This is a genomic window from Providencia sp. PROV040, assembly GCF_032706145.1.
GTDB classification, from domain to species: Bacteria; Pseudomonadota; Gammaproteobacteria; order Enterobacterales; family Enterobacteriaceae; genus Providencia; species Providencia hangzhouensis.
This window is the reverse complement of record NZ_CP120530.1, coordinates 3,905,029-3,917,451: the sequence shown is the minus strand read 5'-3', so window position 1 is coordinate 3,917,451 and position 12,423 is coordinate 3,905,029. Positions and strand designations below refer to the sequence as shown.

Here is a 12,423-nt window from a genome sequence, read left to right as displayed (position 1 = left end):
ATATTATTTAGAAACCATAACAATATCATTTGCATATGGCAAGATACATAATTTATCACTTACTCTGTAATTATGCTGTATAGCTCTTCATCACTTTGTGCACTGCGTAGGCGTTTACAGAGCGTTTTATCGGCTAGTTTTTTGGCGATAAGCGACAACGTATGCAGGTGCGTTTTACATTGGTCAGATGGCACAAGTAAGGCGAAAAGCAAGTCAACAGGTTGATTATCAATTGCATCAAAAGCAATGGGTTCCTCTAGATGTAAAAAGACGCCGACAGCACGGCTACTTTCACCTTCATTCAGCTTTCCATGAGGAATGGCAATACCACCACCAATACCTGTTGTGCCAACTTTTTCTCTGGTTAATAACGCTTCAAATACCGTATTTTCAGGTAATTCCAATTCAACGGCAGCCAGCTCACTAATAATTTCTAAAGCTCTTTTTTTACTCGTGCACACAATATTATTACGTGTACAGGCTGATGATAAAACAACGTTTAACTGGATTTCTATATCACTATTCATTTTATTGTTCACTTAGGACTACAAAACCAGATAGTGTATCCCACCATCTGGTTTGAAACATTATTCGGCTAATTAATAAGCCGCATCAATGCATTAATGTTGTCTCAGTTTTTCTTTATGTTTGGTTAATTGGCGCGACAGCTTGTCTACGAGTACATCTATAGCAGCGTACATATCATTTTCTTCCGCTGATGCGTGGAGATCCGCTCCATTAACTTGCACGGTTGCTTCAGCAATTTGCTGAACTTTTTCAACTTTCAAGACAACTTGGATACCATTAATGCGATCAAATAATTGCTCCAATTTTTTGAGTTTTTTCTCAACAGTCTCGCGCAATGCAGGAGTAACTTCAATATTGTGTCCAGTAATCTGAAATTCCATACAATCTTCCTTATTTTATCAATTAAACCAGTTGTTTACGCTGGTTAGAGGGCGGAATGGATAACGATTCTCGATACTTAGCAACAGTTCTGCGAGCGACTTGAATGCCTTGTTCTGCAAGCATACTCGTCAATTTACTGTCACTCAATGGTTTTGCTGGGTTTTCAGCAGCAACCAGTTTTTTCACCAATGCTCGAATTGCGGTTGAGGAGGCTTCGCCACCTGTGTCCGTATTGACATGGCTGGAGAAAAAATATTTCAACTCAAAAATGCCTCGTGGGCTATGGAGAAACTTTTGAGTTGTCACTCGTGAGATAGTTGATTCATGCATGTCCACTTGATAGGCGATATCGGCCAGTATCATCGGTTTCATGTGTTCCTCACCCAGCTCAAAGAATTCTTGTTGCTGTTCTACAATACAAGTCGCGACTTTTAATAGTGTCTCGTGGCGGCTCTCAAGGCTTTTAATCAGCCATTTTGCATCTTGTAGATGACTACGAATATATTGAGAATCATCTTCATTTGCTGAATTGTTTAGCATCGAAGCATAATGGTTATTAATACTTAGTTTAGGGATGCTATCTGTATTTAATTCAACTTGCCAGTGCCCTGCGATTTTTTTCACTAAAACATCTGGAATAACGTATTCCGACTCCCCAGTATTGATGGATTGGCCTGGTTTTGGATTCAGCGTTAAAATTAAGTCTATCGCAGTTTTTAGGGCATCTTCTTTTAAACGAGTTAATTTCCCCAACTGACGAAAGTCACGGTTAGCCAATAAATCAATATGATTACTGATAATGAGCTTTGCATCTTGTAGCCCATCAGTTTCCTTAGGGTAGAGTGACAATTGGATTAATAAACACTCTTTTAAGTCTTGTGCTGCGACACCCAATGGGTCGAAATGCTGAATACGTTTTAGGACAGCAATGACTTCTTCAATACTAATCTCTGGGTTATCAATCCCTTCATGTATATCAGAAATAGCTGTTGTCAGGTAACCGGAATCATCTATTGAATCAATAATAGCTGTAGCTATTGCTCTGTCCGTGTCAGTAAAAGGGGTCAGTTCAGCTTGCCACGTCAGGTAATCTTGTAATGTTTGCGTAGTTTCACCTTGATAAACAGGGAGTTCATCAAAATTATAATCATTACTGGTGCCTGACGGCGTTCCTGCCGTATATATTTCATCCCAATTAGTATCTAAAGGGAGCTCATCCGGCATATCATGGTTTTCGAGCGCATCTTTGGTATCAAGCTCACTGGTATCCGCATTTTCATTCAGGGAGTCAATAGATTCAGTCTCGGGATTTAATTCTTCTTGCTCAAGCAGTGGGTTTGTTTCCAAGGCGAGTTGAATTTCTTGCTGAAGCTCAAGTGTAGACAGCTGCAACAAGCGGATAGCTTGCTGCAATTGAGGGGTCATTGCAAGTTGTTGACTGACTCTAAGCTGCAAACTTTGCTTCATGAATCTGCTTTAATCTCCCTAAAAAAATGACAACACGATAATTTATAACCGGAAACCTTCACCCAAGTATACACGTTTTACTTGCTCGTTCTCTAAGATCATGGTTGGTGACCCATGAGCAATTAAGTGCCCTTGGCTGACAATATAGGCTCTTTCACACACATCTAAGGTTTCACGCACGTTATGGTCGGTGATTAACACACCGAGGCCGTAATCCCTTAAGTGCTGAATAATTTTTTTGATATCTAAGACGGAAATAGGGTCAACACCCGCAAAAGGTTCGTCTAATAAAATAAATTTTGGGTTAGCAGCAAGTGCACGAGCAATTTCCACACGGCGGCGCTCCCCACCGGATAGCGACTGCCCCATGCTGTCGCGAAGATGAGTAATACTAAATTCTTCCATCAGTTCTTCAGCACGTTCTTTACGTTGTTGGGAACTCAAATCTTCGCGAATTTCTAACACAGCCATTAAGTTATCATAAACACTGAGGCGGCGAAAAATTGAGGCTTCTTGAGGAAGATAGCCAATTCCGCGGCGCGCACGTTCATGCAGCGGTAAAAGGCTGATATCTTCACCATCAATCATAATTTTGCCAGCGTCCCGCTGAACAATACCCACCACCATATAAAAGGTCGTTGTTTTACCGGCACCATTTGGCCCCAATAAGCCAACGATTTCACCTGATTTAACTTCCAAGCTGACATCTTCAACGACTTTACGTTTTTTATAGGCTTTAGCTAGATTTTCAGCGGTTAGTGTCGCCATAACAGTTATTTACTCTTACTTGCTGATGAATTTTTATTTGCCGCAGGGCCTTTTTCTTGCAACTGTGCCGGCAGTATCACGGTGGTGACGCGTTTACCTTTATCACTAAACGCTTCCATTTGTTGCGTTGGAACTAAATAGGTAATTTTGTCACCCTGAATATTGCTGTCTAACTGCTCAAGATAGGCATTACCTGTTAATGTGACGAGTTGTTTATCAACCTCATAACGGGCTTTGCTGGCATGGCCTTTAATCGGTTTACCATCATCCTGTAATTGGTAAAAGGTAACCGGGGTCCCAAAGGCCTCAATCACAATTTTATCCGAGTCACTACTTGGACGTGTTACAACCACTTTATTGGCTCTGATATCAATAGAACCTTGTTTAATAACAACATCATCAGTAAAGGTGGTGACGTTTTTTTCTAAATCAAGAGATTGTTTGACCGAATTAATCGTCATTGGCTGCTGCGTATCACTCTTTAATGCCATCGCAGGTAGGCTAAGAGCCAAAATTGCACTGGCAACAGCTCCTTGAATAAAACGTTTCTTAGTTACTTGATTCATTTTAATGCTCTTCTGGTTGTAACACATAATGAGTTTTTACATCTTCGATTAATTCAGCCGTTTTTGTACGAAGGTTTCCCTTCATTTTCATACCGGTAGAATTGAGACCATGTCCAATAATGGTCACTTTATCATCAGATGAAACGTCTTGTGTTGTCAAATTGACAACTGCACTCTCAGTTGTAATTCGTTGGATCTGCGACTCTTTGGTTAAGCTATCAACCTGAACATCGCTATATAAATAGAGAATTCTATCGTTCGTTAACCGTGCTTTGAAAGCCTTAACCGTCCAGGTTGGCTCGCCAGCTTCGTTATAAGTGGTTAGAACTGGTTTCGAAAACCACGTGATTTTTCCTTCAGTATAATTATCTATTTTCTCTGAAACGAGTTTATACGCTAAATTACCCGTTGGATTATAGACAAAAGTCACTGAATCATCAGTTTGATAATTAGGTTGCCCATCATTAATTACTTTATCCTCTGCACTGTCGGAATCATTACCCGCTAAATTCCAGCCGATAAGGCCTAATACTACTAAGGATAAAATAACAATTAACCACTTCTTCGCATTGCTCATGAATTCAATCTATTCGTTATATTGATAAACCTTTTGCTTCTTCCAGTTTGTCTTGAGAAAGCAAAATAAGGTCACAAAGTTCGCGGACTGCACCTTTTCCCCCACCAATACGAGTCACGTAATCAGCTCTCGGTAATAACAAAGGATGGGCATCAGCGACGGCGACGGATAAGCCTACTTTGGCCATAACAGGCCAGTCAATCAGATCGTCTCCAATATAAGCTATTTCTTCAGCTGATAATTGTAGTGTATCTAACAGTTCGTAATACGCCAAAAGCTTATCGCTTTGACCTTGGTAAAGATATGTAATGCCTAATGTTTGAGCCCTATCTTCAAGAAGTTTCGCTTTTCTTCCTGTTATGATGGCGACTTCAATACCGGAAGTTAATAAGCAGCGTATCCCATAGCCGTCACGGACATTAAAAGCTTTGAGTTCCTCGCCATTATTCCCCATATAGACCAAGCCATCTGACATGACACCATCAACATCACAGATCAGTAATTTGATTTTTTCTGCTTTATTTAAAACAGTATTGGCAACAGGGCCATAGCAGGTTTCCAAAAAGGTAGATGTCATGGTATTTCCTTATGTTATACAACACCGGCTTGTAGCAGATCATGCATATGTAGCACACCGACTAATTTATTATCATTTGCGACTAATAACGAAGTCACGTGCCGAGATTGCATTAAATTTAGTGCTTCAACCGCTAACATTGTTGGTGATACCCGAATTCCACCGGGGGTCATTAAATCAGCAATCTTAGCGTTATTTAGGTCGATTCCCATATCAAAGATACGGCGTAAATCCCCATCAGTGAAAATACCTTCAATATTCATGTCATCATCACAAATGACTGTCATCCCCAGTTTTTTACGGGTGATTTCCACTAAAGCCTCACGTAAAGACGCGCTTTTAGGAATATGGGGGATTTCATCACCCGTATTCATTAAATCACGAACGAGGAGTAAAAGTTTGCGCCCAAGTGCGCCACCTGGATGCGAAAGCGCAAAATCATTCGCCGTGAACCCGCGTGCAGTTAATAAGGCAATAGCTAATGCATCTCCCATTACAAGTGTCGCTGTTGTACTCGTGGTCGGTGCTAGCCCCAAAGGACAGGCTTCTTGAGGTACTTTGATACACAAGTGGACATCTGCATATTTTCCCATATTACTTTCAGGGTTGTTAGTCATACAGATTAAAGGCACTTTAATTCTTTTTAAAACAGGAAGTAAGGCTAAAATTTCCCCAGACTCGCCAGAATTTGAAATAGCTAACACAACATCTTTATGAGTAATCATCCCAAGGTCACCGTGGCTAGCTTCCCCTGGGTGAACAAAAAATGATGGCGTTCCTGTACTTGCTAGTGTAGCGGCAATTTTACGGCCAATATGCCCCGATTTCCCCATTCCCATTACGACGACTTTGCCTTCACAGTTAAAAATAAGCTGGCAAGCGTTGTCAAAGTCAGTATTGATATATTGTTCTAGGTTTTTTAAACCTTCGTGTTCGATATGGAGAACTTCTTTACCTACTTTCTGAAAATCGAAGTTTGACATTTCTAGTTCCATGCGTAGCTTTTAAGTTAATCGGATTAGCGAAATCAAATTGTATAACGAATACTTAGTATCAGTAAGTATTTTGTCAGTTAAGCACTTTTTAATGTTAGTTTTATACTTAATGAGTATTTTAGGGTGCTTCGATGTAGAATTTAATACGTACAAGATGGTTTTATTAGCATCTTGAACCAAAAATAGATATGCAAATTCGCGTATCCTCAAGTTAGGTAATCACAACATTCTAAGAGCTATCTGCTGTTAATAGTGATAGTTTTTGCTGACTATAAATAAATTATATTGTCTTTTCTCTGTTTCCTTTTGATAAAAACAGAGTTGTAATTCTAAAAGTCATATTTTCGACGCTATAATACTATAAATTCTATTTTGTTGTGATATTTGACGATTTTCAGTTTATCTTTCGGTAACATCTGAACGGATAAAAACATTTACGCGTGGTGTATAACGAGTTATTTAACATGCAAGCACAGACAGACAACTTAATTGAAGTACGGAACATGTCCTTTACTCGAGGAAATCGGAAAATATTTGAGAATATTAATCTGACCGTTCCCCGTGGAAAAATTACGGCAATTATGGGGCCGTCAGGGATTGGTAAAACCACATTACTGCGCTTGATTGGGGGCCAATTACGGCCAAACGAAGGTGAAATTTGGTTTGATGGTGACAATATTCCAACACTGTCACGCTCAAAGCTGTATCAGTCCCGTAAAAAGATGAGCATGCTGTTTCAATCAGGGGCGCTATTTACGGATATGAACGTATTCAATAATGTGGCTTTCCCTCTACGTGAGCACACGAATCTGCCAGAATCGCTGATTCACACTACGGTAATGATGAAATTAGAGGCGGTTGGTTTACGTGGCGCCGCAAAATTAATGCCATCCGAATTGTCAGGTGGTATGGCACGGCGTGCTGCATTAGCGCGTGCTATCGCACTTGACCCAGATTTAATCATGTTTGATGAACCTTTTGTCGGTCAAGACCCGATTACTATGGGGGTTTTGGTTAAATTGATTGATGAGCTTAATCAAGCACTGGGTGTGACCTGTGTCGTGGTTTCCCATGATGTTCCAGAAGTATTGAGCATCGCAGATAATGCTTATATTGTTGCACAGCAGCACGTCATTGCTCAGGGAACAGGCGAGGAATTACGTGAAAACCAAGACCCTCGTGTGCGACAATTTCTTGATGGTATTGCGGATGGGCCTGTTCCATTCCGTTTTCCCGCCAATGATTATCTAGCTGATTTATTAGGGTAAAATAAGATGATAATAAAGGCGATAGCAGCCTTCGGACGCCGATGGATTGATATATTTTCCGCGTTTGGTCGAGCAGGTTACATGCTGTTTCGCGCCTTACTCGGCAAACCAGAGTTTCGTAAACAATGGCCATTATTGATGAAGCAATTGTACGCTATTGGTGTGCAGTCATTGCTGATCATCGCTGTCTCAGGGTTATTTATTGGGATGGTTTTAGGGTTACAAGGTTATTTGGTTCTCACTACGTTTAGTGCTGAAGCTAGCTTAGGTATGATGGTGGCACTTTCACTATTACGTGAATTAGGCCCTGTTGTGACCGCCTTGTTGTTTGCTGGACGAGCGGGTTCTGCATTAACAGCTGAAATTGGCTTAATGAAAGCGACTGAACAAATTTCTAGCCTTGAAATGATGGCAGTTGACCCGCTTAGGCGTGTGATAGCCCCACGGTTTTGGGCTGGTTTTATTAGTATGCCGTTGTTATCTCTTATTTTTGTTGCTGTCGGTATTTTAGGTGGCGCACTAGTTGGGGTTGACTGGAAGGGGATTGATGAGGGCTTTTTCTGGGCTTCAATGCAATCTTCCGTCGATTGGCGGCTAGATTTAGTCAACTGTGTGATTAAAAGCTTAGTCTTTGCTATCACAGTGACTTGGATCGCATTATTTAATGGCTATGATGCCATCCCAACTTCGGAGGGGATAAGCCAAGCTACAACAAGAACAGTTGTGCATGCGTCATTGTCTGTTTTAGGACTGGATTTCGTACTTACCGCACTGATGTTTGGGAACTAAGTCATGCAAAGTAAAAAAAGTGAAATATGGGTTGGTTGTTTTATGTTGCTGGCGATTGCCGCAATTATCTTTTTATGTTTAAAAGTCGCTGATTTAAAATCGATAGGAAGCCAATCCACCTATCAAATCTCAGCCTCTTTTGAAAATATTGGTGGCTTAAAAGAAGGCTCACCAATTAAAGTTGGTGGTGTGGTGGTTGGCCGCGTTGCCAGTATCACACTAGATAAAAAGAATTATGTTCCTGAAGTTAAAATTGATTTATTGAGCGAATACGACAATATTCCTGATTCAAGCTCGCTGTCAATTCGCACGTCAGGTTTGTTGGGTGAACAGTATATTGCAATGAATATCGGCCCAGATGATGAAGAATTAGGTATAGCAATCTTAAAAAATGGCGGGCGTCTTGAAGATACTAAGCCAGCTATGGTATTAGAAGACTTAATTGGCCAGTTTTTATATAAAAGTGGTGATAGCCAAGGTGCAGAGCCAGAGTCAACTGCACAGTAATTTGATGCTCCCTTTGAAGAATAAAGGAATGAATTATGTTTAAACGTTTAATGATGGTTGCTATGTTGGCAATTGCGCCATTTGCCATGGCAGTAGACCAAACCAACCCTTATAAATTAATGGATGAAGCGGCGGCGAAAACGTTTAACCGCTTGAAATCAGAGCAACCTAAAATTAAGCAAGACCCTGAGTACCTTAGAACAATTGTTCGTGAGGAATTATTACCTTATGTACAAGTTAAATATGCAGGGGCTTTGGTGTTAGGAACCTATTATAAAGGGGCAACTCCAGCACAGCGTGAGGCTTATTTCAAAGCGTTTGAAGATTACCTTGAGCAAGTTTATGGTCAAGCATTGGCCATGTACCATGGTCAAACGTATCAAATAGCACCAGAGCAACCGTTGGGAGATAAAAACATTGTTGCTATTCGTGTGACTATTGTTGATACCAACGGCCGCCCTCCCGTACGTTTAGATTTCCAATGGCGTAAAAATAGTAAAACTGGCTACTGGCAAGCTTACGACATGATTGCAGAAGGTGTGAGTATGATCACAACTAAGCAAAATGAATGGGGTGATATTTTACGTAAGCAAGGTGTTGATGGCTTAACAAAACAGTTAGAAATCAGTGCAAAAGCACCTATTACTTTAGAAGAGAATAAGTAATATGAGTCAGTTGTTAGCATGGGAACTCATTGAAACAACGCTATATTTCAACGGGACATTAGACCGTGATTCGCTTATGTCGTTTTGGAATAGAAAAGAGTCATCGCTAGAACATACTGAAAGTATAGATGTTTCTGGTCTTAAACATGTGGACTCAACAGGGTTGGCGATGCTCGTTCGCTTAAAAGGTGAATTCCAAGCTAAAAACCGTTCACTGAATATTACTGGTGTCAGTGATAACTTGAAGACATTGATTGAGCTATACGGGGTTCAAGAGGTTATTCTCAATTAGGTTAAATATCCTAAATTGGGTCAAGTTATGTAAAAATGAGCGCCTCTATGTGCTTTTCGGCATGAGAGGCGTTTTCTTTGGTTTAAGTGTTAAGCCTAATCCTTTAGGATAGAGGATTAAGCTCTGGCTGTTCTTATTGCGATGTTTCTGTATGCAACGCATGCAATTTGCACTATTTAGAGTAAAATTATAAATCACAAATAATTAATAAATTGAGTCATTATGGATACCAACGAAATTAAGCAAGTATTGATGGAAAAATTGTCTCTGAATGAGGCTATTGTTACTGGTGATGGTAGCCACTTTCAGGTTATTGCTGTCGGTGACATGTTTGACGGCATGAGCCGTGTTAAGCAACAGCAAGCAATTTATGCACCTTTAATGGAGTATATTGCGGATAACCGCATTCATGCTTTGTCTATTAAAGCGTACACCCCTGCGCAATGGGAGCGCGATCGTAAACTTAGTGGCCTTTGATTTCAAAGCCTAAGCGAACAGACTGTAAAATTCGACATACGAGAATACTTGAATGGATAAGTTTTTAGTTAAAGGACCAACCCGCTTAGAGGGTGAGGTCACGATATCTGGCGCAAAAAACGCGGCATTACCAATTCTGTTCGCTGCTCTGTTGGCTGAAGAGCCAGTAGAAATACAGAATGTCCCTCATTTGAGGGATATTGACACAACGATTAAATTATTAAATCAACTTGGTACTAAAGTAAAACGCAATGGCTCAGTATATGTCGATGCAAGCACGGTAACGACATACTGCGCGCCTTATGACCTCGTTAAAACCATGCGTGCATCCATCTGGGCTTTAGCGCCATTGGTCGCTCGTTTTGGTCATGGTGAAGTTTCTTTACCAGGTGGTTGTGCTATCGGTGCTCGCCCTGTTGATTTACATATTTCTGGTTTAGAGCAATTAGGCGCAAAGATTGCTTTAGAAGATGGTTATGTGAAAGCAACGGTTGATGGTCGCTTAAAAGGTGCTTGCATTGTGATGGATAAAGTCAGTGTGGGGGCGACAGTCTCTATTATGACAGCGGCAACCTTAGCTGAAGGAACCACAATAATTGAAAATGCGGCACGTGAACCTGAAATTGAAGATACCGCTAACTTCCTAAATACCCTAGGTGCAAAAATCACTGGGGCAGGGACTGACCGCATTGTAATTGAAGGTGTTGAACGTTTAGGCGGTGGAGTTTATAAAGTACTGCCTGACCGTATTGAAACGGGAACATTCTTGATTGCTGCTGCGGTTTCACGCGGTAAAGTCATCTGCCGTAATGCTCGCCCAGATACACTGGATGCGGTGCTAGCTAAATTGCGTGAAGCTGGGGCTAAAATTGAAATCGGTGATGATTGGATTAGCCTAGATATGGAAGGCAAGCGTCCAAAAGCGGTGACATTACGTACAGCACCACACCCAGGGTTCCCAACTGATATGCAAGCACAGTTTAGCTTACTTAATCTTGTTGCTGATGGGGCGGGGATGATCACTGAAACGATTTTTGAAAATCGTTTTATGCATATCCCTGAGCTGATCCGTATGGGAGCTCATGCTGAAATTGAAAGCAATACTGTGTTATGTCACGGTGTTGAAAAATTAACTAGTGCGCAGGTAATGGCAACAGATTTACGAGCATCTGCAAGTTTAGTTATTGCGGGCTGCATTGCTGAAGGGACAACGACAGTTGACCGTATTTATCATATTGACCGTGGTTATGAGCACATCGAAGATAAGCTACGTGGCTTAGGTGCTGATATTCAACGCGTACATTCAGATGATTAATGCATTGGTAGGGTGAATGGGGCTCCTCCATTCAGCGAATCAAAAAAGGTTGTTCGATATCGAGCAACCTTTTTTTACGAAAGAGTATTTATCAATGATTATCCTGCCTGCTCATCAGGAATTTCTTCAATAATCACATCAATATTTTTAATTTCGCCATCTCGTAAGATTTGCACTGCGGTCTTGCTTCCAGGGCGAATTTCTGCGACTAGATCCATAGTTTCTGCGGCTGAAATGGCAGGTTTGCCATCAACCGATAAAATAATATCCCCTTGTAGTATGCCCGCTTTAGCTGCTGGCCCATTTGGGGCAACTTGGAAAACCCGCAAGCCTTGTATTTGGTTAATATTATTGTTATTTGACCTAATTTGAGGCAGTTCACGCGCCGTAATACCAATATAACCACGGATCACTCGGCCATCACGGATTAGCTTATCCATGATTTTAGTGGCAAGGGCGGTTGGAATGGCAAAGCTTAACCCCTCAGAACTAATGCCTTGGCCTGCTGTGAAAGAAAGTGTGTTAATGCCAACTAACTCCCCCTCGGTATTAATTAATGCCCCGCCAGAGTTACCCGAGTTGATTGAGGCATCGGTTTGCAGGAAATTTTGCCGACGGGTAGAGCTTAACCCTACGCGACCCGTTGCACTGATAATCCCCTGAGTAACGGTTTGGCCTATGTTATAAGGGTTACCAATAGCGAGTACGACATCACCAACATGAGTGACCCGTTGCGTATTAATTGGAATAACGGGTAGGTTATCAGCGTCAATTTTCAATACGGCGAGATCAGTCAATGGGTCCGAGCCAACCAGTAAGGCATCAAAAATAGCACCATCTTGTAAAGCGACTAAGATTTGGTCTGGGTTATCAACGACGTGTTTATTCGTGATAATGTAGCCATTTGGGCTCATGATCACACCCGAACCGAGGGATTTTAATTCACGCCCTGACTGGGAAAAACTACCTTTTGAGCTACTGTAAACATAGACTACTGCAGGCGCAGCACGGCGTACTGCTTTATTATAACTGACGGGCTCGCTATTTGTTTTACCATATAATAAGTCGGCTAAACCTTGAGGGCGCAACGAAGGAACCGCAACGATAATAATCAATGCAGTCAACAGGCCAAGCATGACAGATAAGGTTAGCTTCTTCACCATAGGATATAGAATATTTAGTTATTGCTTAAACATGTTCAGAGCATAACATAAAAAAACAGGTACAGCAGAGTGATACTGTACCTGTTTT

The 12,423-nt window shown here is 41.2% G+C and carries 16 protein-coding genes; 7 read left to right on the top strand and 9 right to left on the bottom strand.

All coding sequences use genetic code 11. From position 1 onward, the window contains the following. Window positions 1–59: 59 nt before the first annotated feature. From ptsN to kdsD, 8 genes are all read right to left on the bottom strand, one after another. Window positions 60–527, bottom strand: coding sequence for a PTS IIA-like nitrogen regulatory protein PtsN (gene ptsN, locus P3L40_RS18265; RefSeq protein ID WP_004258311.1), 468 nt, complete (start codon window positions 525–527; stop codon window positions 60–62). A 93-nt stretch (window positions 528–620) separates the two neighbouring features. Next, window positions 621–908, bottom strand: a complete 288-nt coding sequence (gene hpf, locus P3L40_RS18260) for a ribosome hibernation promoting factor (RefSeq protein ID WP_136134916.1) — start codon at window positions 906–908, stop codon at window positions 621–623. Window positions 909–930: 22 nt separating this feature from the next. Further along, complete coding sequence (gene rpoN, locus P3L40_RS18255; protein WP_004258305.1) at window positions 931–2,376, bottom strand: RNA polymerase factor sigma-54; 1,446 nt, start codon at window positions 2,374–2,376, stop codon at window positions 931–933. A 42-nt stretch (window positions 2,377–2,418) separates the two neighbouring features. Continuing rightward, window positions 2,419–3,144 (bottom strand): LPS export ABC transporter ATP-binding protein, encoded by a 726-nt coding sequence (gene lptB / locus P3L40_RS18250; protein WP_004908261.1) that lies wholly within the window; start codon window positions 3,142–3,144, stop codon window positions 2,419–2,421. Between the two features lie 5 nt (window positions 3,145–3,149). Further along, window positions 3,150–3,710: a lipopolysaccharide ABC transporter substrate-binding protein LptA gene (gene lptA, locus P3L40_RS18245; RefSeq protein ID WP_004908264.1), complete on the bottom strand. Its 561-nt coding sequence runs from the start codon at window positions 3,708–3,710 to the stop codon at window positions 3,150–3,152. A gap of 1 nt (window position 3,711) precedes the next feature. Then, window positions 3,712–4,287, bottom strand: a complete 576-nt coding sequence (gene lptC, locus P3L40_RS18240) for an LPS export ABC transporter periplasmic protein LptC (protein ID WP_004258294.1) — start codon at window positions 4,285–4,287, stop codon at window positions 3,712–3,714. Between the two features lie 16 nt (window positions 4,288–4,303). Beyond that, window positions 4,304–4,864, bottom strand: coding sequence for a 3-deoxy-manno-octulosonate-8-phosphatase KdsC (gene kdsC / locus P3L40_RS18235; RefSeq protein ID WP_004258291.1), 561 nt, complete (start codon window positions 4,862–4,864; stop codon window positions 4,304–4,306). A 14-nt stretch (window positions 4,865–4,878) separates the two neighbouring features. Beyond that, entirely contained in the window at window positions 4,879–5,847 is a 969-nt protein-coding gene (gene kdsD / locus P3L40_RS18230; RefSeq protein WP_036958027.1) for an arabinose-5-phosphate isomerase KdsD, read from the bottom strand. A 476-nt stretch (window positions 5,848–6,323) separates the two neighbouring features. On the opposite strand from kdsD, the gene mlaF reads away from it, so the two are divergent. From mlaF to murA, 7 genes are all read left to right on the top strand, one after another. Further along, entirely contained in the window at window positions 6,324–7,127 is an 804-nt protein-coding gene (gene mlaF / locus P3L40_RS18225) for a phospholipid ABC transporter ATP-binding protein MlaF (protein WP_004258281.1), read from the top strand. A 6-nt stretch (window positions 7,128–7,133) separates the two neighbouring features. Next, window positions 7,134–7,916, top strand: coding sequence for a lipid asymmetry maintenance ABC transporter permease subunit MlaE (mlaE, locus tag P3L40_RS18220; RefSeq protein WP_004258277.1), 783 nt, complete (start codon window positions 7,134–7,136; stop codon window positions 7,914–7,916). Between the two features lie 3 nt (window positions 7,917–7,919). Beyond that, window positions 7,920–8,423, top strand: a complete 504-nt coding sequence (gene mlaD / locus P3L40_RS18215) for an outer membrane lipid asymmetry maintenance protein MlaD (RefSeq protein WP_004258272.1) — start codon at window positions 7,920–7,922, stop codon at window positions 8,421–8,423. A 35-nt stretch (window positions 8,424–8,458) separates the two neighbouring features. Continuing rightward, window positions 8,459–9,088 carry a phospholipid-binding protein MlaC gene (gene mlaC, locus P3L40_RS18210; RefSeq protein WP_004258271.1) on the top strand — a complete coding sequence of 210 codons (630 nt, stop codon included), beginning with the start codon at window positions 8,459–8,461 and terminating at the stop codon, window positions 9,086–9,088. A 1-nt stretch (window position 9,089) separates the two neighbouring features. After that, window positions 9,090–9,380: a lipid asymmetry maintenance protein MlaB gene (mlaB, locus tag P3L40_RS18205; RefSeq protein ID WP_094961515.1), complete on the top strand. Its 291-nt coding sequence runs from the start codon at window positions 9,090–9,092 to the stop codon at window positions 9,378–9,380. A 222-nt stretch (window positions 9,381–9,602) separates the two neighbouring features. After that, window positions 9,603–9,857 (top strand): BolA family iron metabolism protein IbaG, encoded by a 255-nt coding sequence (gene ibaG, locus P3L40_RS18200; protein ID WP_004258269.1) that lies wholly within the window; start codon window positions 9,603–9,605, stop codon window positions 9,855–9,857. Between the two features lie 52 nt (window positions 9,858–9,909). Further along, on the top strand, window positions 9,910–11,172 hold the full coding sequence (murA, locus tag P3L40_RS18195) for a UDP-N-acetylglucosamine 1-carboxyvinyltransferase (RefSeq protein ID WP_004258258.1): 1,263 nt from the start codon (window positions 9,910–9,912) through the stop codon (window positions 11,170–11,172). Window positions 11,173–11,270: 98 nt separating this feature from the next. On the opposite strand, the gene degS is transcribed toward murA, so the two are convergent. Beyond that, window positions 11,271–12,335 carry an outer membrane-stress sensor serine endopeptidase DegS gene (gene degS, locus P3L40_RS18190; RefSeq protein WP_004258255.1) on the bottom strand — a complete coding sequence of 355 codons (1,065 nt, stop codon included), beginning with the start codon at window positions 12,333–12,335 and terminating at the stop codon, window positions 11,271–11,273. Window positions 12,336–12,423 lie beyond the last annotated feature (88 nt).

Coding starts and splice junctions, on each gene's coding strand:
- ptsN (WP_004258311.1), bottom strand. CDS start 527: ATGAATAGTGATATAGAAATCCAGTTAAACGTTGTTTTATCATCAGCC.
- hpf (WP_136134916.1), bottom strand. CDS start 908: ATGGAATTTCAGATTACTGGACACAATATTGAAGTTACTCCTGCATTG.
- rpoN (WP_004258305.1), bottom strand. CDS start 2,376: ATGAAGCAAAGTTTGCAGCTTAGAGTCAGTCAACAACTTGCAATGACC.
- lptB (WP_004908261.1), bottom strand. CDS start 3,144: ATGGCGACACTAACCGCTGAAAATCTAGCTAAAGCCTATAAAAAACGT.
- lptA (WP_004908264.1), bottom strand. CDS start 3,710: ATGAATCAAGTAACTAAGAAACGTTTTATTCAAGGAGCTGTTGCCAGT.
- lptC (WP_004258294.1), bottom strand. CDS start 4,287: ATGAGCAATGCGAAGAAGTGGTTAATTGTTATTTTATCCTTAGTAGTA.
- kdsC (WP_004258291.1), bottom strand. CDS start 4,864: ATGACATCTACCTTTTTGGAAACCTGCTATGGCCCTGTTGCCAATACT.
- kdsD (WP_036958027.1), bottom strand. CDS start 5,847: ATGTCAAACTTCGATTTTCAGAAAGTAGGTAAAGAAGTTCTCCATATC.
- mlaF (WP_004258281.1), top strand. CDS start 6,324: ATGCAAGCACAGACAGACAACTTAATTGAAGTACGGAACATGTCCTTT.
- mlaE (WP_004258277.1), top strand. CDS start 7,134: ATGATAATAAAGGCGATAGCAGCCTTCGGACGCCGATGGATTGATATA.
- mlaD (WP_004258272.1), top strand. CDS start 7,920: ATGCAAAGTAAAAAAAGTGAAATATGGGTTGGTTGTTTTATGTTGCTG.
- mlaC (WP_004258271.1), top strand. CDS start 8,459: ATGTTTAAACGTTTAATGATGGTTGCTATGTTGGCAATTGCGCCATTT.
- mlaB (WP_094961515.1), top strand. CDS start 9,090: ATGAGTCAGTTGTTAGCATGGGAACTCATTGAAACAACGCTATATTTC.
- ibaG (WP_004258269.1), top strand. CDS start 9,603: ATGGATACCAACGAAATTAAGCAAGTATTGATGGAAAAATTGTCTCTG.
- murA (WP_004258258.1), top strand. CDS start 9,910: ATGGATAAGTTTTTAGTTAAAGGACCAACCCGCTTAGAGGGTGAGGTC.
- degS (WP_004258255.1), bottom strand. CDS start 12,335: ATGGTGAAGAAGCTAACCTTATCTGTCATGCTTGGCCTGTTGACTGCA.